The sequence below is a fragment of the Massilia sp. LXY-6 genome, assembly GCF_051233485.1.
Lineage (GTDB): Bacteria > Pseudomonadota > Gammaproteobacteria > Burkholderiales > Burkholderiaceae_D > Telluria.
In genome coordinates this window covers 15,288-40,656 of record NZ_JBKFGF010000023.1, presented here as the reverse complement: position 1 = coordinate 40,656, position 25,369 = coordinate 15,288, and the positions used below count along the sequence as shown (strand labels likewise).

The following is a 25,369-nucleotide window of genomic DNA, read 5'->3' as shown; positions in this document are numbered from 1 at the left end:
CACTTCAGTGCAGCTTGACCAGCGCGGTATTCCGGCGGATCAGGGACCGAGCCATGGCCAAGCCGAAGGTGCGCACCCACCCGAGCACGGCGCGATGGTGCAGCAGGTGCAAGCTCACATACATCAGGCGAGCGACGCCGCCGCGTACGAACCAGGATCGGCCCTTCAGCGAACCCATCAGGGTCCCGACACTCGTCTGCGACCCGACCGACACCAGCGAACCGTAATCTCGATAGACGTAAGACTCGGACGGCGCCTGGCCGGTGCGCGACTGGCGCAGGAACGCCTGGTACAGGTAATCGGCCTGCTGGTGCGCAGCCTGCGCACGCGGAGGCACCCGTCGCCCGTCTTCCATCGTGCACGCGGCGCAGTCGCCGAATGCGTAGATATTGGCGCTGCCTTTCACGTTGAGGGTCGAGGTCACCTCCAGCTGGCCGGCGACGTTGGTCGGCAGGCCGAGCCTGGCCAGGAAAGCTGGCGCCTTGATGCCCGCAGCCCAGACGCACACGTTGTAGGCATAAGCATGACCGGTAGAATCCTCTACTTGGCCTGGCACGATCTGCGCGACCCGGCAGCCCGCCACAACCCGCACATGCCGCTCTTCCAGCAGCGCTGTGGCCGTAGCCGCGACCTTTTCGGGCAGCGGCGGCAGGATGCGCGGTGCGCCTTCCAACAGCGTGATGCGGATGTCCTTTGTGGCGTCCAGGCGACGAAAACCATAGTCGATGTATTTGTTGCTCGCCTCGCGCAGCTCCGCCGCCAGCTCCACTCCCGTAGCGCCGCCACCGATGATGATGATGTCGACGCCGGCGCTCGGATCCTGCTCCTTGCGGTTCTCCGCCCAAGTCATCTGCTTGATCATCTCGAGGCGGAAGCGCTCGGCGTCGCCCGGACCGTTCAGCGAGATCGTGTTTTCGGCCGCACCGGGCGTGTTGAAGTAGTGCGAGGTACTGCCCACGGCGATGCATAATTTCGTGTAGCCGAGCTTACGCTGCGGGATGATCACGTCGCCGGAATCTTCCTCGACCGCGGAAATGGTGATCTCGCTGTTTTCGGCATCCAGGCCCGCAAACGATCCGTACACGAAGGTGAAATCGTTATGGTGGGCCAGCATCGTGTAGGGCAAGCCCTCCTTGTGCATATCCATCGTGCCGGCCGCGACCTCGTGCAGCGACGGCTTCCAGATATGGTAGAAGGCGTGGTCGACCAGCGTGACGCGGTCGCGCCCGAGCTTGCGGCCCAGCTTGCACGCCAGTTCCAGGCCGCCCGCGCCGCCACCGACGATGATGATATTGTCCATCAGATGGGATACGGCTGGTTGGCCGGCTCGAGGGTGATCCACTTCAGCTCGGTGAACTCGTCGATGACCGCACGGCCGTCGAACTTGCCGTAGCCGCTCTGCTTGGTGCCCCCGTACGGCGACTGCGCTTCGTTCCCGACCGTTGCGCCATTCACGTGGCAGGCACCGGCGTCGATCTGCAGGGCTACCTGCAGGGCACGGTGCACGTCGCGTCCAAACACGGCCGAGGACAGTCCGTAGGCCGTATCGTTGGCCACTTCCACGGCCTGCTCGGTACCCTGCACGCGCACCACGGTCGTGATCGGACCGAAGGTTTCTTCGTCGTAGATATCCATGTCGGGCGTCACGCGGTCGAGGATCGTCGCCGGCATGACGGCGCCGTTGGCGTAACCACCCGCGACGATCTGGGCGCCCTTATTCACGGCATCCTCGATCAGGGCGTTCAGGCGCGCACCGTTGGCTGCGCTGACCATCGGACCGATCACGCATGCGGGATTCTCGGCCGGGTCGCCGGCCGGCAGGCCGCGCGCGCGCACGGCGAACTTGGCGACGAATTCGTCGGCCACCTTGCTGTCGACGACGATCCGCTCGGTCGACATGCAGATCTGGCCCTGGTACAGGAAGGATCCGAAGGTCGCCGCCTCCACTGCGGCATCGATATCGGCGTCGTCCAGCACGACCAGCGGCGCCTTGCCGCCCAGCTCCAGCAGGCAGCGCTTCAGCTGGGTCGCCGCCTTCTGGGCGATAATACGGCCGACGCGGGTCGAACCGGTGAAGTTAATGCGGCGGACCGCCGGGTGCGCGATCAGCGCGTCGATGACTTCCGGCGCGTCGCCCGGCGCATTGGTCACGAAGTTCAGCACGCCCGGCGGGAAACCTGCTTCCAGCACGGCTTCGGCGACCAGCAGATGGGTGCGCGGGCTGGCCTCGGACGCGCGGAAGATCACGGGGTTGCCGCAGGCGATAGGATAGGCGATGGCACGCGCGGCCAGCACGACCGGGCCATTCCAGGGCACCATGCTCAGCACCACGCCGGCCGCCTGGCGCACAGTCATCGAGATCGCACCCGGCTTGTCGCTCGGGATGGTCTCGCCCTGAATCTGGGTGACGAGGCCTGCCGCTTCGCGGAACAGGCCTGCGGCCAGCATCACGTTAAAGCCGCTCCAAACCTGGCCCGAGCCCACTTCCTGCGCCATCGCCTCGATGAATTCCGGGGCCCGCTTTTCGAGCGCATCGGCGGCCTTGAGCAGCAAGGCGCGGCGCTCGGTCGGGCTGGTCTTGGACCAGGTCTTGAATGCCCGGGCTGCGGAATCCGCCGCCTTGACCGCATCCTCCACGGTGCCGGCTGCGGCGGTCGTGACAACCTTGCCCGTCACCGGGTTTTCACGCGTGAAGGTCGCGCCATTGGAAGCCGGCACGTACTGGTTGTCGATGATGAGTTTGGTGTTCATGTGATTCTCCGTTCTGTTCGTGAGGAAGAGCGCCCGCGCCCGCTTTTCGGATACGCGATGTCGATCGGATCGCGTACAGCTGCGCCTTGCTTGTGGCAGGGCGCCCTGGGCAGGAAAGCTCGGCGCTGTACGAACAGCTTAGTCTGGGCGAATAAAGGCGTCCTGCGGATGCTGGACAGATGGGTGACGGATTCTTGTCAGAGTACTGGCCAGCCGCTTCAGCCGTCAAAGCGCCGAAACGTCAGGCTGATCCGCGGCGTGCTGACGGTGGCGGTCTTCGCCACCGCGTGCAGCCAGTGCCGCTGCGTCTGGCCGCGCATGACGATGAGCTGGCCATGCCGCAGCATCATGTCGCGCCGCTCGCGCGTACGCTTGTGCAAGAAGGCGAACTTGCGCGTGGCACCGAGGCTCAGCGATGCGATCGTCGTGTGCAGTCCGTAGGCAGCTTCGCTGTCGCTGTGCCACGCCATCCCCTCGCTGCCGTTGTGGTACAGGTTGAGGACGCAAGAATCGAAACGCACCTGCGCCAGGTCCTGGGCGAGGCGGCGTGCGTCGTCGAGCAGGTCGCCAGGCCAGGCCTCGGCCATGCGCGGGATACCCGAATGGACATAGCGGAAGGGCCGATCCGCGCACCAAAGGGCATGACGTGCCGTCTCGGCTGCCACGCCGTTCACCACCGCGACGTCGGGCCGCCAGGGCAAGCCTTTCAACAAGCGCTCATACAACGCGTCCGCCTCGACCGGCGGCAAGACGACACCGAAGTCGTTGACGATGCCATCGCAGGGTAACAAGTTGACGTCGGCCAGCGTGGCGCCGAAAAGATCGAGGGACATCGGTTCCATACCGTGAAGTTTACCAGCCGAGCGATCGCCTATTTGAAACGGATGTTTTCAAGTGTGCACTCTTGCAGAACATTTATCGCAAGCTTTTGTTGGTCTAGAGTAGTGCGATCCACCACAGCCGTTGGCGACCTGCCTCTCCAGGATGACCAAAACGACCATGTCCAAAGCACCTCCAGGCCCGGCCGAGCACAATGTGCACGCAGAACTGATTGCCGGCCTCAGAGCGCCTTCCCCCTACATCTCACCAAAGTTTCTGTACGACTCCTTGGGCAGCAAACTGTTCGAGGCGATCTGTGAACTGCCCGAATACTATCCGACACGCACCGAAGCCGAAATCTTTCGCCACCATGGCGAGCAGATCGCACAAGCCTGCGGCACGGGCGCGACCCTGGTCGATCTCGGCGCCGCCAACTGCGCCAAGGCGGCCAAGCTGTTTCCATTGCTGCGTCCGACGCAATATGTGGCGGTCGACATCTCGAGCGAATTTGTCCAGGGCGCCGTCGCGCAGCTTCGCCACCGTTTCAAGGGCGTCGACATGCAGGCCGTTGGCCAGGACTTTTCCGCAGGCTTCGCGCTGCCGGACACCGTCGGCGCACATCGGCGCTTGTTCTTCTACCCGGGCTCTTCCATCGGCAATTTCCGTCCGGATGAAGCAGTCGATTTCCTGACCCGCCTGCGCGCCCAGTGTGATGCGGACGGCGGGCTCCTGATCGGCATTGACCTGATCAAAGACCCCGCGGTACTGGCTGATGCCTATGACGACGCGCTTGGCGTGACAGCCGCTTTCAACCTGAACATCCTGCGCCACGTGAGCCGCCTGATCGGCGCGAACTTCGACGTCTCGGGATGGCGCCATCGCAGCTTCTACAATGCCCAGCGCCAGCGCGTCGAGATGCACTTGGAGGCGCGAGAGAACGTCAGCGTGCGCTGGCAGGGCGGCATGCGCTATTTCGTACGTGGCCAGTCCATCCATACCGAGAACAGCCACAAGTACACGCTCAGCATGATCACCAACATGCTGGAGCGCACCGGATGGCGCCTCGAGCACGTATGGACCGATCCCAAGGAATGGTTCGCGCTCGCCTACGCCCGCCCGGCCCAGCACTTTGCCGCCGGAGCACGATGAGGCTCGCATCCCGCTACGCATCCGTGCGCCTGCACACGCTGGCACTGGCTGAACCGCTGTCCGCCGAAGATTGCATGGCGCAGTCCATGCCGGATGCCAGTCCGGTCAAATGGCACCTGGCGCACACGACCTGGTTCTTCGAAACCTTCATCCTCGAGCACTTTGAGCCCGGCTTCGCGCCCTTTCACCAGGACTTTCGCTTCCTGTTCAATTCCTATTACAACGGTATCGGCGCACGCCACCCACGAGCCCAGCGCGGCCTGTTGACGCGGCCATCGCTGGCCGAGGTCCAGGCGTACCGTGGCAATGTGGACCACCGTATCCTGCGACTGCTTGCGCAACAGCTGAACGACAGCAAGCTCGCAGAACTCGTCACGCTCGGCCTGCATCACGAGCAGCAGCACCAGGAACTGATCCTCACCGACGTGAAGCACCTGCTGGCGCAGAACGCCCTGCATCCGGTCTACAGTCCGGATGCGCCGCAGGCCGGCAGTGCGACCGGGCCTGCGCGCTGGATCGACTTCGAGGGCGGGGTCAGCGCCCAGGGCTTCGATGGGGATGGGTTCTGCTTCGATAACGAGCTGCCGCGCCACCGCGTGTTCGTCGAACCGTTTACCATGTTCTCTCGCCTGGTGACGAACGGCGAGTACCTCGCGTTCGTGGAGGCCGGCGCTTACCGCGATCCGTCGCTGTGGCTGTCCGAAGGCTGGGACACCGTCCGAGCCCAGGGCTGGTCCCGTCCGATCTATTGGCAGCAGGACGAATACGGCGCCTGGCATGAATTCACGCTGCGCGGCCTTGCCCTGCTCGACCGCGACCTGCCGGTCACGCACCTGTCCATGTACGAGGCCGATGCCTACGCCCGCTGGGCCGGCGCGCGCCTACCGACCGAAGCGGAGTGGGAGCACGCGGTAGCCAGCGATGCCGTAGGCGTCGAACAGCTGTTCGGCCACTGCTGGCAGTGGACCAGTAGCAGCTATGCGCCCTACCCCGGCTATGCAGCCGCGGCGGGCGCGGTCGGCGAATACAACGGAAAGTTCATGGTGAACCAGTACGTGCTGCGCGGCTCCTCGGTCGCTACGCCAACCGGACACGCCCGCGCCAGCTACCGCAACTTCTTCCCGGCGCAGGCGCGCTGGCAGTTCGCCGGCCTGCGCCTGGCCAGGTAATATCAGGCCAGCGCCACAAAGGCGCCCTCGCGCGTCTGCGATGGCGTCTCGCCGAAGGCGGTGCGGTACTGGCGGTTGAATTCGCCGAGGTGGCGATATCCCCATTCGAAGGCGAGCTCGGCCACGGTCTTGCGCCCGGATGCCGGCGCCAGTAACTCCGCCCTGATTCTCTCTAGCCGCAGCTTGCGCACATACTGCATCGGCGCCGCCTCACCGGCATCCTTGAACGCCCGCGCCAGGGTACGCGGGCTGCAGTATGCGGCTTTCGCAATGTCGGCCAGGACGATGTCGCTTCCCAGATGCTGGTGGATGAAATCGTGCGCGCGTTCGAAGGGCGTCGATGCGGTGCCATGCGCCGCGCTGCCGCGCGCGATGGCGTAGTTGTGCGGCTGGCTGTTCAGCAGGGTCAGCATCAGCATCTGTTCGATGGACGCCAGTTCCAGCATCGTTCGCGCGTGCGCACCCGCACCGTTCAGGGTCAAGACCAGGAAGCGCAGCAATGATACCCAGCGCGCAGCAGTATGCGCATCGGACATCTCGGTGTCGAAGTGCAGGCGGCTGCGTGGCGCCCTGCCATAAGCCTGCATGAAGAACTGCTCCAGACGCGACCGGTGGAACCGCAGTTTGAGCACTTCGGTATCCGGCTCGTACATGAATACGGGGCGGTCTTCCTCGTGCGCGATGATAGTGTCGCCGGCATCGACATCGAAGGTGTTGCCGTCGATCGTGATGCCTGCCTTCCCCCTGATGGCCGTAGTCACCACCACTGCATCCTCCAGTCCAGTTGGCGTGATGTCGACCGCCCTGCCGAATGCGAATGTGGAGATCGAGACGTCTCCGAAGTGCGCGGCCCGGATCTGCATGTCGCGGCGCGAGGTCATGGTCCTGGGATGCGCGAGATAGGACCCCTGGAGCTGCTCGATGACGGGCCTGGCGACCAGCACGTCCGCCGTCGCCACCTTGCTGAAGCGGTCGGACAACAGCAGGTCCGTCTGGTCTTCCCGTCTCATTTCATCCTTCTGAACAACGACATTCAAGTATAGGATCGTTGCGCCATGCCCGCAGCAAACGCGATGAATGCTGCGGATAGATTCCATGAATGTCGCCGGATCAGTTCCAGCGCCCCGCCGTCCCGCCGATGCTGTAGCGGCCCGCACCCAGCAGGGCCACGACGATTGCGCCGCCCAGGTACATGCCCTGCAGCTCGAGGGCCCAGCCGCCCGTCTCGTTCAGGGTAAAGACCTGGCTCGTGTGCACCAGCAGCAAGGCGACGAGCATGTTGATGATCACGACCAGCGCCGCCGCCCGGGTGAAGACGCCGAACAGGATCAGCAGCGGCGCGACCACTTCGCCGATGTACACCAGGTAGCCGAATATGCCTGGCAGGCCAGCCTTCTCCAACATGCCGGTAATGAAACCGACTCCGCCAATGAGCTTGGAGACGCCGTGGAACAGCAGCAGGACGGCAAGGATGATGCGCAGGACCAGCTTGCCCTGGTCGTCATGCGGGTGCAGCGAGATGTTGGTATTTTCCATGACGGTTCCTTTTAACTAATGATGCGATTATTTACGTACGGTGGGTGGTTGGATCAGTGCTGGCAGCACCGGCGATGGCATTGCCGACATTTAGCTGAGCTCCCAGCCAGCGCTGGAAGTTGCCGATCATCGCCCCGTCCAGGGCGTGGCCCGCGACATACTCGGTGTAGGCCAGCGGGACCCCAAGCTCGGTCAGCACCTGTCGCGCGTAGTGCGCGAAATGGATGCCGAGCGTCTGGTCGTGCACGCCGTGGCTGACGAAAGCCTGGACCTTTCCGAGCGCGGGTCCGCGCTGAACCTGCGGCAGCACTTCGGGCAGTATCCGTCCGCTCAGCACGCCAAAGCCGGCAACGCTGTCGGGTGCCGTCAGCGCAACGCTGGCGCTCATGATCCCGCCTTGGCTGAAGCCGGCGATCCAGATTCGCTCGGGATCGACGCCGTGACTCGCCGGCAGCTGCTCGATGAAATCAAGCAGCGTGGCGCGGGACCGTTCGGCCTGCGCCGCGTCGATGGCAGGCCCCGACGGCGTGAAGCTCACCTGGAACCAGGCAAACCGGCCGGGCGCAAGTACCAGCGGGCCGCGAAGAAGGATCACGACAAGCCTCGGATCCATCTGGCGCGCCAGTTCAATGAAGCCGGTTTCGTTTGACCCGACGCCATGGAGGAGCAGCAGGCAAGGCGCTTTCGCCGTCGCCACTTGCGCCGGACGGACGCGGTATGCCAGGCCCGTCACCGGTTCGATCGTGACGTTGTTGAGTGCTTCGGTCATGCTATTCTCCTTATTGAAATGCGTAGGCGTCCATGGCGAGCACGCCATGTTCGAAACTTGCGTGCAACTGGGTCGCGCGGGCGTCTGGTCCCGCCGCGCCCATTGCCACGAACAAGGGCAGTAGGTGCTCCTCGGTCGGATGGTTTTGCGCGGCGAATGGCGCCGTACGGCGATAGTCCAGCAGTGCGGCACGCTCGCTGTTTTCCAGGCGCACCTTCATCCACGCTTCGAATTCGCTGACCCACTGCGGCACCGGGGCATCGATGCCCTGCCCCCTGAACTCGTACAGGTTGTGGGTCAGCGATCCCGAGCCGACGACCAGCACGCCTTCGTTGCGCAGCTCAGTCAGTGCGCGCCCTAGGCGTTCATGCTCGGCCGGGCTCGCGCCATGCACGACCGACAGTTGTGCGACAGGGATGTCGGCATCCGGATACATGAGACTCAGTGGCACCCAGGCGCCGTGATCGAGTCCACGCTGCGCGCCGTGGCCAACCGGCATTCCATGGGCTTCGAGCAGCGCGGCGGCGCGTTGGGCAGCCTCCGGTGCGCCCGGCGCGGGATACTGCATCTCGAACAGCGCACGCGGGAAGCCACCGAAGTCGTGGATGGTCTCGGGCTGCGGGGCCAGGCTCACGGCCGGGCCACCCCTGGTTTCCCAATGGGCAGACACGACGACGATGGCCTCCGGGCACTCGAGCGTCTTGCCGAGTCCTTGCAGGAAGCGGCGCGCCGGGCTGTCCTGGAGCGCCAGCATGGGCGAGCCATGAGACAGGAAGAGAGTAGGAAGTTGGGACATCGCGGATCCTCGTTCATTTGAGCGGCAAGCGCCGCATTCAGATGCCCCATCTTAATGATCTTTATTTCCGCGATAAATAGCCCTTTGGATTCCAAACTATCTCACTACAAGGAACAATATCGAGCAACTCGACTACTCCCACGCCGGGCGCGCAAACGCCTCGACCAGGAAATCGATCAGCAGGCGCACCTTGGGCGAGACGAACTTGCGCGATGGGTAGACGGCATTGATGCCCAGTTCGACCGACCGGTAGCCGGGCATGGTTTCCTTCAGTAGCCCCTGCGCCAGGTCCGGACCGACGATGAAGGTCGGCTGCAGGATCAAGCCCTGGTCGTGCAGCGCGGCCGCGCGGCAGGTATCGCCGCTGTTGGTGCGCATGCGCGGCGCCACCTTGACCGTGACCTCGCCACCCGGTCCGGTGAAATTCCAGTTCTCGCCGCTGGCAAACAGGCTGTACGAAATCACGTCGTGCTGCGTGAGGTCACCCGGCTGCGCCGGTTCGCCCCGGCGCAGTAGATAAGCTGGAGACGCGCACAACACCATGCGCGTGGAGGCCAGCTTTCGGCTGATGAGGGTGGACGCTGACAGCTGGCCGATGCGTACCGCCATGTCGAAGCCATCCTCGACCAGGTCGACCACGCGATCCAATAGCGTAACGTCGAGCGAGAGCTTGGGGTGCCGCGCCAGGAAGGCTGGCCAAAGCGGCGCAAGATGCATGAGGCCGAAGGTCACGGGGACGCTCACTTTCAGCAGGCCAGCCGCTTCACCAGTACGCGAGGTGATCTCGGCTTCCGCTTCGTCGAGGTTGCCGAGCAGTTCACGGCAGCGCGCATAGAAGATCTCGCCCTCAGTCGTGGGCGACAGCTTGCGCGTGGTCCGGTGCAGCAGGCGTACGCCGAGACGCTCCTCGAGTTCGGCCACGTAGCGTGAGACGGCAGCCTTGGACATGTCCAGCGCATCAGCAGCGCGGGTAAAGCTCCCGGATTCGACGACCGCCGAGAGAACTTTCATTTCGAGAAATTTATCCATTGTCTCAAAAGTAGGAATAGTTATTCCGATTTTATACGGTTTATCCCTGCAAGAGAGACTCTTATAGTGCAGGAGTGCCCATCCTGTCCGGGCGCCATCAACCGCTAACAAGGAAATTTCATGAAATCTAAGCACCTCGTCGCCCTGCTCGCCGCCACGATCGCCACATCCGCCTTCGCCGCCGACACCTACAACATCGAGCCGAACCACACCTACCCCAGCTTCGAAGCCGACCACTTCGGCGGTCTCTCGACCTGGCGCGGGAAGTTCACCAAGACCAGCGGCAGCATCACCCTTGACCGCGCCGCGAAGACCGGCAGTATCGATATCACGATCGACACCGACAGCATCGACTTCGGCCACGCGAAGCTGAATGAACACGTGATGAGCGAGGAGATGTTCGACGTCCTGAAGTACCCGAAGGCGGTCTACAAGTCGTCCTCGATCCAGTTCAAGGGCGACAAGCCCGCCGTTGTGAACGGCGAGCTGACGCTGCATGGCGTGACCAAGCCGGTCAAGCTCGTGATCGACCGCTTCAAGTGCATGCCGCACCCGATGTTCAAGCGCGAGGTATGCGGCGCCAACGCAGTCGCCACCTTCAACCGCAGCGACTTCGGCATCGGCTACGGCACCCAGATGGGCTTCAGCCCGGAGGTGAAGCTGGCTATTCAGGTAGAGGCGCTCAAACAGTGAGCTAGCGTACCACTCAAGACATGTCGGATTTGACCGGCTCCCTGGCTGCGCTTGTGTTCGCCTGGGTTTCCGGTCCCTGGAATGCCGGTTCCACGGTCGCAATAGCGACGATAGCCGTAATTGCGAGCACCACCATGAGTACATAGGTCTTCATTCTGCCCTCCCACTGGCTGGACTTCAAAAGCGCTGCATGGCGCGTGTGACGCCATGCTCTGTCCCGTTTGGATCAACGCTCCAGGAAGCTGCGCAGCTCGGTCGTGAACTTGATCGGGTTCTTGAAAGCCAGGAAGTGGTCACCCTGCTCTGCCGCCGAGTACACGTGCAGTTCGCTGTTCGGGATCACCGAATGGATCCAGCGCTGGCCCTGCAGCGAATCGCTGTAGACGCCGGTGAAGATCGCAGTCGGGACATTCACCTTGGTGCGGATGACGTCGCGCCAGTCGTTCATCGCATGGTCGAACAGCACCCGCTTGATGGCGTTCATGTCGTTCTTCACCGCCGCCTCGGCGAACGCCTCGGAGTTCGCGAAGTATGGCGAATCGCGCAACGTGAAGCGCTGGAACGCCTGGCTCTGGACGATGAACGAGCTGACCGGCTTGCCGGTCGTGAATGCCTCGACCATGCGTTCCGGCGAACTGGTCATGCCCCCTGCGTCCTGGCGCTCCTTTTCGGACCAGTCGGCGTGGCTGTAGATCGACGGCGGCTCATCGATGAATGCCACCTTGTTGATGCCCTTGGTGCCGAACAGGTCGATATAGCTCCACAACACGGCCGCGCCCATCGACCAGCCGCAGTAGTCGGCCTTCTTGAGGCCCAGGTGGTCGCCGAATTCCTTCAGGTCGGCACCGAAGCGTGCGACACGTGCCCCGCGCTCGCTGTGTTCGGACATACCCTGGTTGCGCGGATCGAGGACGTACACGTGGTAGTGCTTGCTGAGCAGGTACATCACGTTGACGTACTCCGCGCCATTCGCCGACCAGCCCGGAATGAAGACCAGCGGCTTGCCCTTGCCGGCTTCCCAATACGACAGCTTGACACCGTCGCTGGTGGTGAAGCTGTTGATCTGCAGGTCCTTGAAGTCCGACAGCTTGGCCGGCATGCCTTCGATCTTGTTCGGGAAGGTGAAGTCCTTGCCGATCACGTCGATCGCCGGAGCCGCCCACGCGCCGGCGGCGGCCAGTGCCAGCGTCAGGCCGGCTAGCGTATTGGAAATGAGGTTTCGCTTCATGTCTCTCGATCCTTGTATCTTGTCGCTGCCAAGCAGCTGATGACCGCCACTATACGACCTGAAACATAGTGCGATAAATAGGTGCTATGCTTTAACACCTGAAACGGATTATTTCAAATGGATCGCTTACTGAGCATGACGGTGTTCGCCAAGGCCGTCGAACTGGGATCATTTTCGGCTGCCGGCGAGGCCATGCACATGTCGTCCCAACTGGTCGGCAAGCATGTGCAGACCCTGGAGCACCACCTCGGCGTGCGCCTGCTGAACCGTACGACGCGGCGCCACCACCTGACGGAAGTCGGCGCCAGCTACTACGAGCGCGTGAAGGTGATCCTGGCCGAAGTCGAGTCGGCCGAGGGCCTCGCTGCGGAAACGCGTGCCGTCCCGCGCGGACGGCTGCGCGTCAATGCCCCCGTTACCTTCGGCGTCCATGCATTGGCGCCGCGGCTACCGGAATACCTCACCGCCAATCCGGAGGTCACGCTCGACCTCTCGCTATCCAACGGCTACGTGGATGCGATCGAGGAAGGCTTCGACGTTGTGTTCCGCATCGGCGAACTGGCCGACAGCAGCCTGATCGCACGGGAACTGGCGCCCTACCAGCTCCTACTGTGCGCGGCGCCGGCTTACCTGGAGCGCCACCCGGCGCTCCGTACCCTGGCCGATTTGTCGAAGCACGAATGCCTGGGTTTTTCCCACACCGAGTTGCGTACGCACTGGACGCTGGACGGTCCGGAAGGACGCGTGACGATACCGGTGTCGGGGCGCTTCATGGCAAATCACGGCGAAGCCATGCTCGCCATTGCGAAGGCTGCGATGGGGATCATGCTGCAGCCGCTGGAGCTGGTGCGGGCCGCGCTCGAATCCGGTAGCTTGGTCAGGGTACTGCCAGAGTACTCGGCGCCGGTGCGGCCGATGCATATCCTGTATGCGCCGGACCGGCGGTTGACGCCGAAGTTGCGTAGCTTTATTGATTTTGCTGTGGGGACGTTTGGGCGCGAGGCAACGCTCGCTGACGGTGTTGACTAACTACAGGTCGCGTTTCAAGTCGCTGCAGCGCACTAGTGTCCAGCCGTCATTCCTCTTTGGTGCCTCATGCACTTGTTGCTGGTTGCGGATAGATTGTTTAAATTGATCATCAGGGGCTCCGCAGCATAGCAGAGCTTCTCGCACATAGACTTGTGAACTCCGGATATCACGAATCGTTATTGGACGATTCTTGTGCGCTGCAGCATAATGGTCTCGTCTCCTCTATTCTCCTCCAATGAAAATAGATTCAGCCCGCTCCTTGCGGGCATTTTTTTGCCTGCTCGCTTTCTAGCGCAAATCCACAGGTGGTAGTGCCGGTTGAGCTTGCTCGTTAACATTTAGTCGCATCTCTTTCCGGCTCCGCTGGAAGCGGATTCCAAACATATTGTTTCGGGTCTCCAACCTGATCGGTTATTTATCCATCAACCTCCTCGTCCTATAGTACCGAGCGCGGGGGCACCAACCATCCGAGCTGGCGCCTCCCTACCAACAGGAGGATCCTGAAGTGACGAATAACGCAAACCCCCAACAGCGCCAGCCCATCCGTGCCGCCGTCGCCCGCGAAGCCGGTAAACCGCTGCAATTTGAAACCGCAACGCTCGAAGCACCGCGCGACAACGAAGTGCTCGTGCGCATGGTTGCCACTGGCGTGTGCCACACCGACATGGTCATCCGCGACCAACAGTTCAAAACGCCACTGCCGATGATCCTGGGCCACGAAGGCGCAGGCATTGTCGAACAGGTCGGCCGCAACGTGACCACCGTCGCGCCGGGCGACCACGTGGTCATGACCTACATGTATTGCGGCCTGTGCGCGCCCTGCGCCACCGGCCACCCGGCCCACTGCGCGAACATGGGCCCCCTCAACTTTGGTGGTGGCCGCCTGGATGGCAGTTCGTCCGCCTGCACCCATGACGGCGGCGAACTGCACGACCACTTTTTCGGCCAGTCATCCTTCGCCACCCATGCAATCGCCAGCGAGCTGAACGTCGTCAAGGTCGACAAGGACGTGCAGCTCGAGCTGCTCGGTCCCCTCGGCTGCGGCATCCAGACCGGCGCCGGCGCAGTGCTGAACGCGATGAAAGTCCGCGCCGGGTCCTCCTTCGCCGCCTTCGGCACCGGCGCCGTTGGCCTGGCGGCGATCATGGCCGCGCGCGTAGCCGGCGCGACGAAGATCATCGCTGTCGACGTGAATCCTGCCCGCCTTGAGCTTGCGCTTGAACTGGGCGCCACCCACGCCGTCAACAGCCGCGAAACCGATCCGGTCGCCGAGGTCAGGAAGCTGACCCGCGGCGGTGCCGACTTCACGCTGGAGTGCAGCGGCCGCGCCGCCGTCCTGCGCCAAGCCATCGACAGCGTCGGCCTGTTGGGCACCTGCGGCATCGTCGGCGCGACGCCGGAAGGCACCGAAGCCTCGTTCAACGTCAACGACGTCATGATCCCGGGCCGCCGCATCATGGGCATCGTGCAAGGCGACGTGGTGTCTCGCACCTTCATTCCCGAACTGATCGAGCTGTACCGCCAAGGCCGCTTCCCCTTCGATCGCTTGGTCAAGTTCTATCCGTTCGAAGAAGTCAACCAGTCGATGGCCGATAGCGAAAGCGGCATTACCATCAAGCCGATCCTGCGTATCGACAGCATCGCCGCGTAAGCCGCCTGCCCGGCTGCCGCTGCCAAGGGCAGCCGGCGTCTTGAAAGTATTTGCCCGTGCAATTACCATGGCCGCCTCAACGGAGGAATCGTGGCACAAGACGCAGGCGCGGAACTCGACTATCTCATCGGCGGCGGACTTGGCCACCTGGTCAATACCGTCCGCAATACTGTGTTCATGGCGCTCGAGCATGAACTGGCGCCTCTCGACCTGACCTCTTCCCAGTTCATCGTCGTGATCGGCGCGATGCGCGGGCGTGCCCGCACGGTCAACGAATTCTGCCAGTTCGCCGGGATCGACGCCGGTCCGATGTCGCGCCTGCTGGACCGCCTCGAAGTCAAAGGCATCATCCAGCGCCTACGCGACGACCTCGACCGCCGCCAGGTCAACGTCGAACTGACGCCGAAAGGCAGCGCCCTCTATCCGCAGATCATGGAGATCATCACGCGAGTCTACGGCCAGTTCCTGGATGGCTTCTCGCCCGCGGAAGCGGCGCAGTTGCAGGGGCTACTCCAGCGCCTGCTCGCCAACCGCAACGCCGCAGGCTGATTTACTGCCGGTGCAAGGCCGTCAGTACAGCACGACCGAGCGGATCGACTCGCCACTCTTCATCAGGTCGAAGCCCTCGTTGATCTGGTCGAGGCGCAGGTGGTGCGTGATCAGGTCGTCGATGTTGATCTTGTTCTCCATGTACCAGTCGACGATCTTCGGCACGTCGGTGCGGCCGCGCGCGCCGCCGAAGGCCGAGCCGCGCCAGACGCGGCCGGTGACCAGCTGGAACGGACGGGTCGAGATCTCCTTGCCGGCTTCGGCCACGCCGATGATGATCGACTGGCCCCAGCCCTTGTGGCAGCATTCCAGCGCCTGGCGCATCGTGGTCACGTTGCCGATGCACTCGAAGGAGTAATCGGCGCCGCCGTCGGTCAGCTGGACGATGGCGTCGACCACGTTCTCGACCTGGGTCGGATTGACGAAATGGGTCATGCCGAACTTGCGCGCCATCTCTTCACGTCCCGGATTGATGTCCACGCCGATGATCTTGTCGGCGCCGACCATCTTGGCCGCCTGGATCACATTCAGGCCGATCCCGCCCAGGCCGAACACGACCACGTTGGCGCCCGCCTCCACCTTGGCCGTGAAGATCACGGCGCCGATGCCGGTGGTGACGCCGCAGCCGATGTAGCAGACCTTGTCGAACGGCGCGTCCGAGCGGATCTTGGCCAGCGCGATCTCCGGCACCACGATGTAGTTCGAGAAGGTCGAGGTGCCCATGTAGTGGTAGATCGGCTTGCCGTCGAGCGAGAAGCGGCTGGTGGCGTCCGGCATCAGGCCGCGGCCCTGGGTGCTGCGGATGGCCTGGCACAGGTTGGTCTTCTGCGACAGGCAGAATTTGCACTGACGGCATTCCGGTGTGTACAGCGGAATGACGTGATCGTCCTTTTTCAGACTGCTCACGCCGGGGCCGACATCGACCACCACACCGGCGCCTTCGTGACCCAGGATGGCAGGGAACAGGCCTTCCGGATCGGCGCCGGACAAGGTGTAGTAGTCGGTATGGCAGATGCCGGTGGCCTTCAACTCGACCAGCACCTCGCCAGCGCGCGGCCCCTGGAGGTCGACGTCTTCGATGGTCAAGGGGGCGCCCGCTTGCCAGGCCACGGCTGCTTTGGTTTTCATAACTTTGCCTTCACGATGCTTACAGGATTGGATGCACGCATTGTGCTGGCGTTCTGAACCGAAATCCGACATGCCGTCTCACGATGGCAGGATGTGGTGCAATAATGGCCGGATTTTGACTGCCTTTCGGCGACACAAGTAATGAATCCAGCCCTCTCCCTCGTCGGCAAGACCATCGATATCGTCGTGTACCCTGGATTCAAGGCGATGGAAGCCGTTGGCCCCATGTCTGTGTTCGAGTACGCCAACCTGCACCTACAGCGCCGTGGCCAGCCGCCCGGGTACGACGTGCGCATTGCTTCCGATCGCATCGGCATGGTGCAGTCGGATACCCTGATGGCACTGCAGGCCACCAAAGCCCTGAATACGCTGTCGCTGCCCGACATCGCGGTGATCGTCGGCGCGCGCGATATCCACGGCGCCCTGTCCGAAAGTCCAGACATCGTCGAGTGGGTCGGCAGCGCCATGCCACGCATCGGCCGCTTGGCCGCGCTGTGCTCGGGCGCTTTTTTCCTGGCCGCCGCCGGAGTACTGGATGGGAAACGTGCCACCACCCACTGGAGCGTCGCGGAACGCCTGCAGGCTGACTTTCCTGCCGTGGACGTCGACGTGGATGCGATCTTCGTCCAGACCGGCAAGCTGTGGACCTCGGCGGGAGTAACGGCCGGGATCGACCTTGCCCTGGCGCTGGTCGAGGAAGACTTCGGACGCGAACTGGCACTCGAGGTCGCGACGGAAATGGTGGTCTACCTGAAGCGGCCGGGAGGTCAATCGCAATTCAGCACACACCTGCTCAGCGAGCGGACCACGCGGCCGTCGATTCGCGATATCCAGACCTGGATCATGGCGAACCTGGGCGCGCGGGTTTCGGTGAGCGAGCTTGCCCGGATGGCGAAGATGAGCGATCGCCACTTCGCCCGCATCTTTCAACAAGAGGTCCGCATGAGCGTGCAGGAGTTCGTCGAAGCCTGCCGCTTCGAGCGCGCGACACAGCTTCTGGCGGACTTGCGCCTGCCACTAAAGAGCGTGTCCGTACGCGCGGGCTTCAGCGACGAAGCGCACATGCGAAGGATATTCCAGAAAAGGCTGGGCATTACGCCTAGGCTGTATCGGGAGCGCTTCGCGACCACCGGCGTCGAGAGACTCGCAAAGGCCGACCAGCCCTAGGCGAAATCGGAATCGAGCTGTCCGCCGCGGCCGAGCTCCAGCAGCCGGTCGACGACATAACGGACCTTCGGTCTCAGATGGACCGCGCGCGGCCACACCGCGTGCACATCGATCCAGCGCTGGGTGCAGTCATCGAGCACGGTTACAAGCCGTCCGGCGTCGAGATGCCGGCGAAACAGCGCTTCCGGCATCTGGCACAGGCCAAACCCGGCCAGCGTCGCCTCGACCATCGCATCCGCATCGCCGATCTGATAGGTGGCCGGCGGCATGAAACGCAACGCGCCGCCATCCTCGTTGACATACCAGGACAGGGGCTGGCCGCGGCGGTGCCCCACGATGCAGCGATGTGACGCCACCTCGGCCAGGGTGCGCGGCGCACCGAAGCGCTTCAGATAGGCCGGGGTCGCGCAGATCACCCAGCGATGGCTGGTCAGCTTGCGGGCAACGAGGTCGCTCGAGTCTTCCAGTGGGCCGAAGCGGATCGACAGGTCCACGCCCTCCTCGACCAGATCGATCACGCGGTCGGTGAAGGTCAGCGTCAGTTCCAGCGCCGGATAGCGTTCTGCGATCTCCAGCAGCACCGGCAGCACGACGCGCCGCCCGAATGCGGCGGGCATGTCCACGCGCAGGCGCCCGGCCGGCTCGGTCAGCTGGCTGCCCAGGTTGCTCTCAGCTTCTCCGATCTCTTCCAGCGCGCCTGCACATACCGCGTAGTAGGCTTCGCCGTCTGCCGTCAGGCTCAGGCGGCGCGTGGTGCGATGGAACAGCTTGACGCCGAGCCGCTCCTCCATCCGTGCGATCGCCTTGCCGACCGCGGACTTCGAGATGCCCAGCAGTTCGCCCGCTTCCGTGAAGCTGCTCGAGCGCGCCACCGCGATGAAGGTGGGGATGCCACTGAGCGATTCAGCAGTCACCATGACTATATCCACTTAAAATCCCAATTGTAGACATAAAGTGGAGGACTGGTACCTGGAGGCCGCCGAATACCCCTTCAATGTCCACACGCGATGCATCCTGACGCAACGCAGGGGCAGCAGCTTGTTTCCCTACTGGCATGAGGCAGGCTGGTTGAAAAAAGCCATGTCGCGTGCAACGGCTTCCGGCAGTTTCCCCTTCAGGAGATCGATCCAGGCGCGGGTCTTTGCGTCCACAAATCGGGCGGAAGGCAGAATCGCAAAAATGCCGATCTCGGACGAACTCCAGGCTGGCAGGACCTGTATCAAGGATCCCTGTCGCAGATCGTCGACAACGCTGTAAGCCGGCAGCATGGCAATTCCAAGTCCTTGCAGCGCGCTTTCGCGCAACACCTCGGCACCGTTGCCGATCAGCGGCCCTTCGGGCGTCACGACCAGATGATGGTTACCACAATCAAGCTTCCAATCAGAGGAAAATGAGAATGCTACCAGCTGCAGGCAGGCGTGCCCTGCCAAGTCGTGCGGGTGCCCGGGGATACCGCGCCGGGCCAAGTAGGCGGGTGCCGCGCACAGCACCGAGAACATGGCCCCCAGCTTCACGGCAACCAGGGACGAGTCAGGCAGATACTGTGCAAGAAAGATGCTGACGTCGATACCCTCCGCCAGCAGATCGCGCGCTCTGCGACGAACTGTACTCGACGGTCACCTGAGGATTGGCCGTGCAGTAGCTCGCCACCATGGGCGTCACGTAGCGATTGCCGAATGTCGCCATGCTCATCACCCGCAGCCTGCCTGACAGCTGCTGGCGGCCGCCGCCAGCCTCCCCTTCCGCCTCGGCTACAAGGTCGAGAATCACCTTGCATCTTACGGCGTAGCGCTCGCCCGCGCCGGTCGGGGAAATACGGCGGGTCGAACGGTGCAGAAGCTTGGTCTGCAAGCGGTCTTCCAGCATGCTGACCAGGCGACACTTGGGCTTTGCTGATCCCCATATGTTCAGCGGCCGCGGTAAAGCTGCCGCCGTCGATGACGCGAACAAACGCGCTCATTGCGTGAAGCAGTCCGTAATCGAGTTCCTTACGCATGGTTGCCTATGTTACCCCATCATGGCGCCCGCGTTTTCAGGTGCTTTGGTACAGTGGGTTGTCGGACACATAGGCGGTGACAGGATGGCTCAACAATCCTTGCGGTGCAACCGCTCCCAGGTCAAAGGGAAGAACGTGCGCCGAACCGTTCTGAAAACTCCAGCTGAATGACCTGTCACCCACAACAAAGCGCACCGTCGAGCCGCCGACGACGTTCACATGGCGAGTCGCGTCGGTGACGATGATTACCTGGTCAACTGCGGCACCTGCTGGAGCCGCACTGCCGCGAAAGCTGGCGGGCTGCGTGGCCGCGTAAGCGAACACGGCGGTGCTGGAGAACGTGAAGATGGCGGTTGCCACCGCCGAAATAAGTAACTTGGCTTTCATGATGATCTGCTCCGAAATGCCGAAAGCTGGTGCATCCGGCGGTTCTGGTACGGGCGCCCGCTACGCCGCATTTGCCCTCTTCGTTGCCCTCACTGCAGCGCTCAACGTTGGCTGACAGACAAATCGTAGAGCCGATCGACAGATGGATAAATACTCCAAGGAAAGGAAGTTTGTTACGCATGACGTAACAATGCTCGATTGCGGACATAAGGTGGACAGAGCGGGGCATCGTAGACTGTTTATCGCAACGCAGCGCTACTCTAAGCTAGAGTCTTTCAACGCTGGAGAACATCATGGCAAACACCCAACAAGAACCGCGTACCGTCCTGCTGCTGGGCGCATCGCGCGGCATCGGCCTCGGCCTCGTCGAAGAGTACCTGGGCCGCGGCTGGCGCGTTATCGCGACCCAGCGCAGCCTGACGGTGGCGCCGGCGCTGTGCGAACTCTCGGCCAGGGCCGAGGGAGCACTGACGATCCTGACGGCGGACGTCAGCCGTCAGGACGACATCGCCGCCATCTCGCGCCGGCTGGAAGGCATCGCGCTGGACCTGCTGTTCGTGGTAGCCGGCGTCAGTGACGACCCGAACCAGACCATTGGCCAGATCAGTACCGAGGAATTCAATCACCTGATGGTGACCAATGCGCTGAGCCCCCTGCGGGCCATCGAGCAGCTGGCCCAGCACGTGCGTGCCGACGGCTCGATCGCCGTGATGACCTCCGCCCTCGGCAGCATTTCCGCGAACACCACCGGCGGTTATGAAACCTACCGCGCCAGCAAGGCGGCCCTCAACATGCTGCTGCGCAGCTATGCCGCGCGCGCCGGCGGCGAACGCTCGTTGCTCGCCCTGATGCCGGGCTGGGTCAAGACCGATATGGGCGGTCCGGACGCGTTGGTCGAAGTCAAGGACAGCACCGCCGGCCTGGCTAACACGATCGCAAAACATGCCGGCCAACCCGGCCTGGTGTTCGTCGACTACCAGGACAGTGCGATCCCCTGGTAACAAACAATTTTTATTCACTCGCCAGAAGGAGCATCACCATGCCAGTCGTTCGCGTTACCTGGTTTGAAGGCAAGGAAGCCAAGGCCAAGGAAGCAGTCGCCAAGGAAATCACCGAGAGCATCGTCAAGAATACCGGCACCGATGCCAGCTACATCTACGTCATCTTCGAAGACGTGAAACCATCGGACTGGGCCGGCGCCGGCAAGCTCTATGGCTGACGACCTGTACTGGGTGTTCACGTTGAACGTCAAGCCAGGCAAGTTTACCGAGTTTCGCTCGCTGGTGGCCGACATCGTCGCCGACAGCCGCGAGGAACCCGGTACGCTGGCTTACCAGTACAGCGTCAGCGCCGACGAGAAGACGGTCCACATCTTCGAGCGCTACCGCGACTCCGAGGCATTCGTCGCCCACGTCGAGCAGACCTTTGGCCGCTATGCCGAGCGTTTCCTGCAATTGGTGACGATCGCAACCCTGGTCGTGTACGGCACCCCGAACGCCGCGGCCCGCAAGGCGCTGGACAGCTTCAACGCGACCTACATGACGATCTTCGACGGCTTCGCCCGCTAAGCATCGTGCACAGGCATGCGCAGGCTTCTGATAGCCTGCGCTTTTCTATTTATCCAACCGGAGTTTCCATGAAAGCAGCGTGGTATGAACATCAGGGGCCAGCCCGCGACGTGCTCGTACTTGGCGAAATGGACACACCCATGCCAGGCAAAGGCGAGGTGCGGATCCGCATCGAGGCATCGGGCATCAACCCGGGCGACGTCAAGAAGCGCCAGGACGCGTTCGGGGTCGGCATGCCCTTCCCGCGCGTCGTGCCGCACAGCGATGGCGCGGGCACGGTCGACGCCGTCGGCGCTGGAGTTCCTGACAGCTGGATCGGCCAGCGCGTGTGGTGCTACGGCGCCCAGACCTACCGGCCGTTCGGCACGGCCGCCGAATACACCGTCGTGCCGCTACACCAAGCCGTGCGGCTGCCGGCTGGGGCATCGATGGAACAAGGCGCCTGCCTCGGCATTCCGGGCATCACCGCATACCGCGCGGTGCAGGTTGCGGGCGACCTCGCAGGCAAGACCGTACTGGTACAAGGCGGCGCCGGCGCGGTCGGCGCCTGTGCCGTCCAGCTTGCGCATCGCGCGGGTGCGCGGGTGATCGCTAGCTGCCGCGCAAAGCGCAACATGGACATCGCGGTCGAGAATGGTGCCGATCACGTCCTGCTGATGGACGGCGCCTTGGTACGCTCGGTCCGGGGCATTACACCGGATGGGGTCGACCATATCGTCGAGGTGGCATTTGGCGAGAACATTGGGCTCGATCTTGAGCTGCTTGCGGTGGGCGGCTCGATTGCAGCCTATGCGACGCATGCGGCCATGCCGCAGATTCCGTTCTGGGAACTGCTATTCAAGAACGTCAGCATTCACCTGGTGGGCAGTGACGACGTACCGGCCGATATCAAGGTCGACGCGGCGCATGCGCTGAACCGGGCGATCGAGAACGGCTGGACGGGCTTGCGTATTGCGGAACGGTTTGCACTGGACGATATCGCAGCCGCGCATGAGCGCGTGGAACACGGCGGGCAGGACGGCCGCATCGTGCTCATGGCCCCCCCATGAAAATCACGTTCTACACCACCACTCGCTGAACCCTCAAGATCCGCTAGACCCGCTCGATTACCATTGCAATTCCCTGCCCTACGCCAATGCACATCGTGCACAAGGCATAGCGCCCGCCAGTCCGGTGCAACTGATACGTCGCCGTAGTGACCAGGCGCGCCCCGCTCATGCCGAGTGGATGGCCCAGAGCGATCCCACCACCATAAGGGTTAACGCGCGGATCGTCGTCGCACAGGCCGAGTTCGCGCAACACCGCAAGCGCCTGCGAGGCAAAGGCCTCATTTAGCTCGATAATGTCTATCTGGTCGATACTCATCCCGAGCTGTTGCAGCAGCTTCTTGCTGGCCGGCGCCGGACCGATACCCATGACCCGCGGCGCCACGCCAGCAGTCGCCATGCCGAGGATGCGTGCTCGCGGCGTCAGCCCGTGTTGCTTCGCGGCCTCCGCGCTGGCGATCAGAAGCGCACAGGCGCCATCGTTCACCCCCGATGCGTTTCCAGCCGTAACGCTGCCTTCGGCGTGCACCACGCCCTTCAGTTTCGCCAGCGCTTCGATACTGGTTTCGCGTGGGTGCTCGTCGTGCTCGAAGCGAATGGTCTCACCCTTTTTTTGCGGAATCATGACCGGCACGATTTCGTCGGCGAACAATCCATCGCGTTGGGCGCGCGCCACCTTTTGCTGGCTGGCCAAGGCGAAGCGGTCCTGGTTTTCGCGCGACACCTCGTAGTCGACAGCGACGTTTTCAGCAGTCTCCGGCATCGAATCGGTCCCGTACATGTGCTTCATCTGCTTGTTGGGGAAACGCCAGCCAATCGTCGTGTCGTAAATCTCCGCCTTGCGCGAGAAGGCGCTGTCGGCCTTGCCCATCACAAACGGCGCGCGCGTCATCGACTCGACGCCACCGGCGATCATCAATCGGGTTTCGCCGGCACGAATGGCGCGAGCAGCGATGCCAACCGCGTCCATACCGGAGCCGCAAAGGCGATTGACGGTGGTGCCGGGCACTTCGGGAGGTAGGCCGGCCAGCAGAGCCGACATACGCGCCACGTTGCGGTTGTCCTCGCCGGCCTGGTTGGCACAGCCATAGATTACATCGTCAATCGCGCTCCAGTCCACCCCCGGGTTGCGCTTGACCAGCTCGCGCAACGGGATGGCACCGAGATCGTCTGCACGCAGGTCCTTCAAGGCGCCGCCATAGCGGCCGATCGGGGTGCGGATGGCATCACAGATATAAGCGTCGTTCATCGTATCCTCATTTTTGTTCAAGGCGCGAGTATTAGCGCCGGTAACAGCCTGTCTTCCAAACGCGGCGTCCTATACCGCGGCCGCAACGTCAATCAATGGGAATCGCGCTCCAGTAGCGGCGCCGTACCAGGGGGCTAACCCGATACCGCTCGCTCCTGTAGGCTTCGAACAAGTTGTCGAGCATGGTCACGACGTAATCGGTGCCGATCCGTGCGAGCCATTCGAATGGCCCCGCTGGATAATTTGTTCCCAGCTTCATCGCCGTGTCGGCATCAGACTCCTCGCAGACGCCTTGATGGACTGTATCGGCAGCTTCATTGATCAGCATGGAAATCGTCCGCCCAACGATCAGGCCGGGCACGTCATCGATCTCGACGGGTCGAAGCCGGCATGCCGCGAGGGTTTGCATGACGAGTTCGCGATGCCCGGGGGCTACACGGAACGAGAATGCAATGGCGATCGCGGTGTTTTCCTGTAGTAGAAGCGGCAGATCGATCACGCCGACGTTGCTGCTTTTCAGAACCGGCGCCAGTTGCTCCGCCGTTCGTCCATCAGTGACGTGAAGGCGAACCGGCCCGATCAGCAGGCCCTGCGATCGATCCGTCGTCTCGCGAGTATGGGACACACCAAACTCGGTTGCCCAGTGCGCCAGCGCATCCGCCATCCTGCCACTTCCGGTGATGACAATGGCGTTTCCACCGCCAGTCATTGCAGTATGAGAGGGGGCCGACGGTGCCGCGAAGGACGGGACGTCGTCATAGAACCCTTTTCCCGCCTTGCGTCCCAGACGCCCGCCGTCAACCAGGTCCTTCTGGACCAGAGAGGGGACATAGCGCCGGTCGCCATAGTTGGCTTCGAATACCGACATCGTGACTGAGTAGTTGACGTCATGCCCGATCAGATCCATTAGTTCACATGGTCCCATGCGGAATCCCGCTCCGCGCATGGCGTTATCGATTTGATGGGGCGTGCCCACCCGCTCTTGGAGTAGATTCAGGGCCTCGGCATAATAGGGACGCGCAATGCGATTGACGATGAAACCTGGCGTCGACCTGGCGTGCACCGGAGTTTTCCCCCACAACCTTGCGTTTTCGAAGATCAGCTGTGCGACGGCGGGAGCCGTCTCGGCGCCGGACACGACTTCCACCAGTTTCATTAGGGGCACCGGATTAAAAAAGTGCATGCCCACCACACGTTCGGGATGTCGCATCCCGTTTGCCAGGGCTGTGATCGAGATCGATGATGTGTTCGAGGCCAGAATGGCGCCGCGGCCCACGACGTCTTCCAGTTCGTGCAGGAGGCTTTGCTTGGCCTCGAGCCGCTCCAGAATGACCTCGATCACGAGTGCGGCGTCGCGCATCTCACCCAAGGATTCGATGGCATGGATCCGTGCCACCAATGCCGCACCCTCCGCTGCCTCCAGGCGCTCCTTTAAGACCAGCTTTTCGACAGCTTGTTCGATGGACACTTTCGCTTGTGCGGCCGCGCCGGGACGGACATCCAGCAGCAGCACCTGGTGCCCCGCTGCGGCAGCCACCTGCGCGATTCCCGCGCCCATCGTGCCCGCGCCGACGACGCCGACGATTTGTTCATCCGGATGTCCATGCTCCAGTAGCCATCGGCAATCACTGTTCATCTTGACGTTGACTCCTTCCATGGC

At 62.8% G+C, this 25,369-nt stretch carries 28 protein-coding genes; 11 read left to right on the top strand and 17 right to left on the bottom strand.

Translation table 11 applies throughout. The annotated features are described in order from the left end of the window. Positions 1-4: 4 nt before the first annotated feature. From ACI48D_RS11830 to ACI48D_RS11820, 3 genes are all read right to left on the bottom strand, one after another. Positions 5-1,300, bottom strand: a complete 1,296-nt coding sequence (locus ACI48D_RS11830; protein ID WP_435571417.1) for an NAD(P)/FAD-dependent oxidoreductase — start codon at positions 1,298-1,300, stop codon at positions 5-7. Next, entirely contained in the window at positions 1,300-2,751 is a 1,452-nt protein-coding gene (locus tag ACI48D_RS11825) for an aldehyde dehydrogenase (RefSeq protein WP_435571416.1), read from the bottom strand. Before ACI48D_RS11825 ends, ACI48D_RS11830 begins: the two co-directional genes overlap by 1 nt. Positions 2,752-2,969: 218 nt before the next feature. Further along, positions 2,970-3,584, bottom strand: a complete 615-nt coding sequence (locus tag ACI48D_RS11820; RefSeq protein WP_435571415.1) for an alpha-ketoglutarate-dependent dioxygenase AlkB family protein — start codon at positions 3,582-3,584, stop codon at positions 2,970-2,972. A 166-nt stretch (positions 3,585-3,750) separates the two neighbouring features. On the opposite strand from ACI48D_RS11820, the gene egtD reads away from it, so the two are divergent. Further along, entirely contained in the window at positions 3,751-4,719 is a 969-nt protein-coding gene (gene egtD, locus ACI48D_RS11815; protein WP_435571414.1) for an L-histidine N(alpha)-methyltransferase, read from the top strand. Next, entirely contained in the window at positions 4,716-5,888 is a 1,173-nt protein-coding gene (egtB, locus tag ACI48D_RS11810; RefSeq protein ID WP_435571413.1) for an ergothioneine biosynthesis protein EgtB, read from the top strand. The genes egtD and egtB overlap by 4 nt, the downstream gene beginning before the upstream one ends. 2 nt (positions 5,889-5,890) lie before the next feature. On the opposite strand, the gene ACI48D_RS11805 is transcribed toward egtB, so the two are convergent. The 5 genes from ACI48D_RS11805 to ACI48D_RS11785 all read right to left on the bottom strand — a co-directional run bounded on the left by ACI48D_RS11805 (position 5,891) and on the right by ACI48D_RS11785 (position 10,000). Further along, entirely contained in the window at positions 5,891-6,898 is a 1,008-nt protein-coding gene (locus ACI48D_RS11805; RefSeq protein WP_435571412.1) for an AraC family transcriptional regulator, read from the bottom strand. Positions 6,899-6,998: 100 nt separating this feature from the next. Then, on the bottom strand, positions 6,999-7,424 hold the full coding sequence (locus ACI48D_RS11800) for a DoxX family protein (RefSeq protein ID WP_435571411.1): 426 nt from the start codon (positions 7,422-7,424) through the stop codon (positions 6,999-7,001). A gap of 31 nt (positions 7,425-7,455) precedes the next feature. Then, positions 7,456-8,193, bottom strand: coding sequence for an alpha/beta hydrolase (locus tag ACI48D_RS11795; protein WP_435571410.1), 738 nt, complete (start codon positions 8,191-8,193; stop codon positions 7,456-7,458). Positions 8,194-8,203: 10 nt separating this feature from the next. Next, on the bottom strand, positions 8,204-8,989 hold the full coding sequence (locus ACI48D_RS11790; protein WP_435571409.1) for a dioxygenase family protein: 786 nt from the start codon (positions 8,987-8,989) through the stop codon (positions 8,204-8,206). 132 nt (positions 8,990-9,121) lie between these two features. Next, entirely contained in the window at positions 9,122-10,000 is an 879-nt protein-coding gene (locus ACI48D_RS11785; RefSeq protein WP_435571408.1) for a LysR family transcriptional regulator, read from the bottom strand. 138 nt (positions 10,001-10,138) lie between these two features. On the opposite strand from ACI48D_RS11785, the gene ACI48D_RS11780 reads away from it, so the two are divergent. Continuing rightward, positions 10,139-10,711, top strand: a complete 573-nt coding sequence (locus ACI48D_RS11780; RefSeq protein ID WP_435571407.1) for a YceI family protein — start codon at positions 10,139-10,141, stop codon at positions 10,709-10,711. Positions 10,712-10,724: 13 nt separating this feature from the next. On the opposite strand, the gene ACI48D_RS11775 is transcribed toward ACI48D_RS11780, so the two are convergent. Further along, positions 10,725-10,865 (bottom strand): hypothetical protein, encoded by a 141-nt coding sequence (locus ACI48D_RS11775; RefSeq protein ID WP_435571406.1) that lies wholly within the window; start codon positions 10,863-10,865, stop codon positions 10,725-10,727. Positions 10,866-10,937: 72 nt separating this feature from the next. Further along, positions 10,938-11,939 carry an alpha/beta fold hydrolase gene (locus tag ACI48D_RS11770; RefSeq protein ID WP_435571405.1) on the bottom strand — a complete coding sequence of 334 codons (1,002 nt, stop codon included), beginning with the start codon at positions 11,937-11,939 and terminating at the stop codon, positions 10,938-10,940. Positions 11,940-12,056: 117 nt separating this feature from the next. Between ACI48D_RS11770 and ACI48D_RS11765 the strand changes: the two genes are divergently transcribed. From ACI48D_RS11765 to ACI48D_RS11755, 3 genes are all read left to right on the top strand, one after another. Then, on the top strand, positions 12,057-12,968 hold the full coding sequence (locus tag ACI48D_RS11765; RefSeq protein WP_435571404.1) for a LysR family transcriptional regulator: 912 nt from the start codon (positions 12,057-12,059) through the stop codon (positions 12,966-12,968). A gap of 505 nt (positions 12,969-13,473) precedes the next feature. Next, positions 13,474-14,619 carry an NAD(P)-dependent alcohol dehydrogenase gene (locus ACI48D_RS11760; RefSeq protein ID WP_435571403.1) on the top strand — a complete coding sequence of 382 codons (1,146 nt, stop codon included), beginning with the start codon at positions 13,474-13,476 and terminating at the stop codon, positions 14,617-14,619. Positions 14,620-14,709: 90 nt separating this feature from the next. Then, entirely contained in the window at positions 14,710-15,168 is a 459-nt protein-coding gene (locus ACI48D_RS11755; RefSeq protein WP_435571402.1) for a MarR family winged helix-turn-helix transcriptional regulator, read from the top strand. Between the two features lie 21 nt (positions 15,169-15,189). Here the strand turns inward: ACI48D_RS11755 and ACI48D_RS11750 are convergent, their stop codons facing one another. Further along, positions 15,190-16,296 carry an S-(hydroxymethyl)glutathione dehydrogenase/class III alcohol dehydrogenase gene (locus tag ACI48D_RS11750; protein WP_435571401.1) on the bottom strand — a complete coding sequence of 369 codons (1,107 nt, stop codon included), beginning with the start codon at positions 16,294-16,296 and terminating at the stop codon, positions 15,190-15,192. 141 nt (positions 16,297-16,437) lie between these two features. Here ACI48D_RS11750 and ACI48D_RS11745 point away from each other — a divergent pair, with 141 nt between their 5' ends. Further along, positions 16,438-17,463 carry a GlxA family transcriptional regulator gene (locus ACI48D_RS11745; RefSeq protein ID WP_435571400.1) on the top strand — a complete coding sequence of 342 codons (1,026 nt, stop codon included), beginning with the start codon at positions 16,438-16,440 and terminating at the stop codon, positions 17,461-17,463. Here ACI48D_RS11745 and ACI48D_RS11740 read toward each other — a convergent pair. The 4 genes from ACI48D_RS11740 to ACI48D_RS11725 form a co-directional block, all read right to left on the bottom strand. Further along, positions 17,460-18,380, bottom strand: coding sequence for a LysR substrate-binding domain-containing protein (locus ACI48D_RS11740; RefSeq protein WP_435571399.1), 921 nt, complete (start codon positions 18,378-18,380; stop codon positions 17,460-17,462). The two genes, ACI48D_RS11745 and ACI48D_RS11740, sit on opposite strands and share 4 nt — an antisense overlap. A 129-nt stretch (positions 18,381-18,509) precedes the next feature. After that, entirely contained in the window at positions 18,510-19,001 is a 492-nt protein-coding gene (locus tag ACI48D_RS11735) for a substrate binding domain-containing protein (RefSeq protein ID WP_435571592.1), read from the bottom strand. Then, positions 18,994-19,314 (bottom strand): hypothetical protein, encoded by a 321-nt coding sequence (locus ACI48D_RS11730; RefSeq protein ID WP_435571398.1) that lies wholly within the window; start codon positions 19,312-19,314, stop codon positions 18,994-18,996. The genes ACI48D_RS11735 and ACI48D_RS11730 overlap by 8 nt, the downstream gene beginning before the upstream one ends. A 181-nt stretch (positions 19,315-19,495) precedes the next feature. After that, a complete protein-coding gene (locus ACI48D_RS11725) occupies positions 19,496-19,846 on the bottom strand; it encodes a CzcE family metal-binding protein (RefSeq protein ID WP_435571397.1) in 351 nt (116 codons plus the stop codon). Between the two features lie 293 nt (positions 19,847-20,139). On the opposite strand from ACI48D_RS11725, the gene ACI48D_RS11720 reads away from it, so the two are divergent. From ACI48D_RS11720 to ACI48D_RS11705, 4 genes are all read left to right on the top strand, one after another. Then, positions 20,140-20,847 (top strand): SDR family NAD(P)-dependent oxidoreductase, encoded by a 708-nt coding sequence (locus ACI48D_RS11720; protein ID WP_435571396.1) that lies wholly within the window; start codon positions 20,140-20,142, stop codon positions 20,845-20,847. A 38-nt stretch (positions 20,848-20,885) separates the two neighbouring features. Continuing rightward, on the top strand, positions 20,886-21,065 hold the full coding sequence (locus tag ACI48D_RS11715; protein ID WP_435571395.1) for a tautomerase family protein: 180 nt from the start codon (positions 20,886-20,888) through the stop codon (positions 21,063-21,065). Then, positions 21,058-21,414: a putative quinol monooxygenase gene (locus ACI48D_RS11710; RefSeq protein WP_435571394.1), complete on the top strand. Its 357-nt coding sequence runs from the start codon at positions 21,058-21,060 to the stop codon at positions 21,412-21,414. Before ACI48D_RS11715 ends, ACI48D_RS11710 begins: the two co-directional genes overlap by 8 nt. Positions 21,415-21,482: 68 nt before the next feature. After that, on the top strand, positions 21,483-22,463 hold the full coding sequence (locus tag ACI48D_RS11705) for an NADPH:quinone reductase (RefSeq protein ID WP_435571393.1): 981 nt from the start codon (positions 21,483-21,485) through the stop codon (positions 22,461-22,463). A 43-nt stretch (positions 22,464-22,506) separates the two neighbouring features. Here the strand turns inward: ACI48D_RS11705 and pcaF are convergent, their stop codons facing one another. Beyond that, on the bottom strand, positions 22,507-23,709 hold the full coding sequence (gene pcaF / locus ACI48D_RS11700) for a 3-oxoadipyl-CoA thiolase (protein WP_435571392.1): 1,203 nt from the start codon (positions 23,707-23,709) through the stop codon (positions 22,507-22,509). A gap of 88 nt (positions 23,710-23,797) precedes the next feature. Next, positions 23,798-25,366 (bottom strand): 3-hydroxyacyl-CoA dehydrogenase, encoded by a 1,569-nt coding sequence (locus ACI48D_RS11695; protein ID WP_435571391.1) that lies wholly within the window; start codon positions 25,364-25,366, stop codon positions 23,798-23,800. Between the last annotated feature and the right edge of the window lie 3 nt (positions 25,367-25,369).

What these genes read in the sequence shown, in the direction of transcription:
- ACI48D_RS11830 (WP_435571417.1), bottom strand. Translation starts at nt 1,300, where the DNA reads ATGGACAATATCATCATCGTCGGTGGCGGCGCGGGCGGCCTGGAACTG.
- ACI48D_RS11825 (WP_435571416.1), bottom strand. Translation starts at nt 2,751, where the DNA reads ATGAACACCAAACTCATCATCGACAACCAGTACGTGCCGGCTTCCAAT.
- ACI48D_RS11820 (WP_435571415.1), bottom strand. Translation starts at nt 3,584, where the DNA reads ATGTCCCTCGATCTTTTCGGCGCCACGCTGGCCGACGTCAACTTGTTA.
- egtD (WP_435571414.1), top strand. Translation starts at nt 3,751, where the DNA reads ATGTCCAAAGCACCTCCAGGCCCGGCCGAGCACAATGTGCACGCAGAA.
- egtB (WP_435571413.1), top strand. Translation starts at nt 4,716, where the DNA reads ATGAGGCTCGCATCCCGCTACGCATCCGTGCGCCTGCACACGCTGGCA.
- ACI48D_RS11805 (WP_435571412.1), bottom strand. Translation starts at nt 6,898, where the DNA reads ATGAGACGGGAAGACCAGACGGACCTGCTGTTGTCCGACCGCTTCAGC.
- ACI48D_RS11800 (WP_435571411.1), bottom strand. Translation starts at nt 7,424, where the DNA reads ATGGAAAATACCAACATCTCGCTGCACCCGCATGACGACCAGGGCAAG.
- ACI48D_RS11795 (WP_435571410.1), bottom strand. Translation starts at nt 8,193, where the DNA reads ATGACCGAAGCACTCAACAACGTCACGATCGAACCGGTGACGGGCCTG.
- ACI48D_RS11790 (WP_435571409.1), bottom strand. Translation starts at nt 8,989, where the DNA reads ATGTCCCAACTTCCTACTCTCTTCCTGTCTCATGGCTCGCCCATGCTG.
- ACI48D_RS11785 (WP_435571408.1), bottom strand. Translation starts at nt 10,000, where the DNA reads ATGAAAGTTCTCTCGGCGGTCGTCGAATCCGGGAGCTTTACCCGCGCT.
- ACI48D_RS11780 (WP_435571407.1), top strand. Translation starts at nt 10,139, where the DNA reads ATGAAATCTAAGCACCTCGTCGCCCTGCTCGCCGCCACGATCGCCACA.
- ACI48D_RS11775 (WP_435571406.1), bottom strand. Translation starts at nt 10,865, where the DNA reads ATGAAGACCTATGTACTCATGGTGGTGCTCGCAATTACGGCTATCGTC.
- ACI48D_RS11770 (WP_435571405.1), bottom strand. Translation starts at nt 11,939, where the DNA reads ATGAAGCGAAACCTCATTTCCAATACGCTAGCCGGCCTGACGCTGGCA.
- ACI48D_RS11765 (WP_435571404.1), top strand. Translation starts at nt 12,057, where the DNA reads ATGGATCGCTTACTGAGCATGACGGTGTTCGCCAAGGCCGTCGAACTG.
- ACI48D_RS11750 (WP_435571401.1), bottom strand. Translation starts at nt 16,296, where the DNA reads ATGAAAACCAAAGCAGCCGTGGCCTGGCAAGCGGGCGCCCCCTTGACC.
- ACI48D_RS11745 (WP_435571400.1), top strand. Translation starts at nt 16,438, where the DNA reads ATGAATCCAGCCCTCTCCCTCGTCGGCAAGACCATCGATATCGTCGTG.
- ACI48D_RS11740 (WP_435571399.1), bottom strand. Translation starts at nt 18,380, where the DNA reads ATGGTGACTGCTGAATCGCTCAGTGGCATCCCCACCTTCATCGCGGTG.
- ACI48D_RS11725 (WP_435571397.1), bottom strand. Translation starts at nt 19,846, where the DNA reads ATGAAAGCCAAGTTACTTATTTCGGCGGTGGCAACCGCCATCTTCACG.
- ACI48D_RS11720 (WP_435571396.1), top strand. Translation starts at nt 20,140, where the DNA reads ATGGCAAACACCCAACAAGAACCGCGTACCGTCCTGCTGCTGGGCGCA.
- ACI48D_RS11715 (WP_435571395.1), top strand. Translation starts at nt 20,886, where the DNA reads ATGCCAGTCGTTCGCGTTACCTGGTTTGAAGGCAAGGAAGCCAAGGCC.
- ACI48D_RS11710 (WP_435571394.1), top strand. Translation starts at nt 21,058, where the DNA reads ATGGCTGACGACCTGTACTGGGTGTTCACGTTGAACGTCAAGCCAGGC.
- ACI48D_RS11705 (WP_435571393.1), top strand. Translation starts at nt 21,483, where the DNA reads ATGAAAGCAGCGTGGTATGAACATCAGGGGCCAGCCCGCGACGTGCTC.
- pcaF (WP_435571392.1), bottom strand. Translation starts at nt 23,709, where the DNA reads ATGAACGACGCTTATATCTGTGATGCCATCCGCACCCCGATCGGCCGC.
- ACI48D_RS11695 (WP_435571391.1), bottom strand. Translation starts at nt 25,366, where the DNA reads ATGGAAGGAGTCAACGTCAAGATGAACAGTGATTGCCGATGGCTACTG.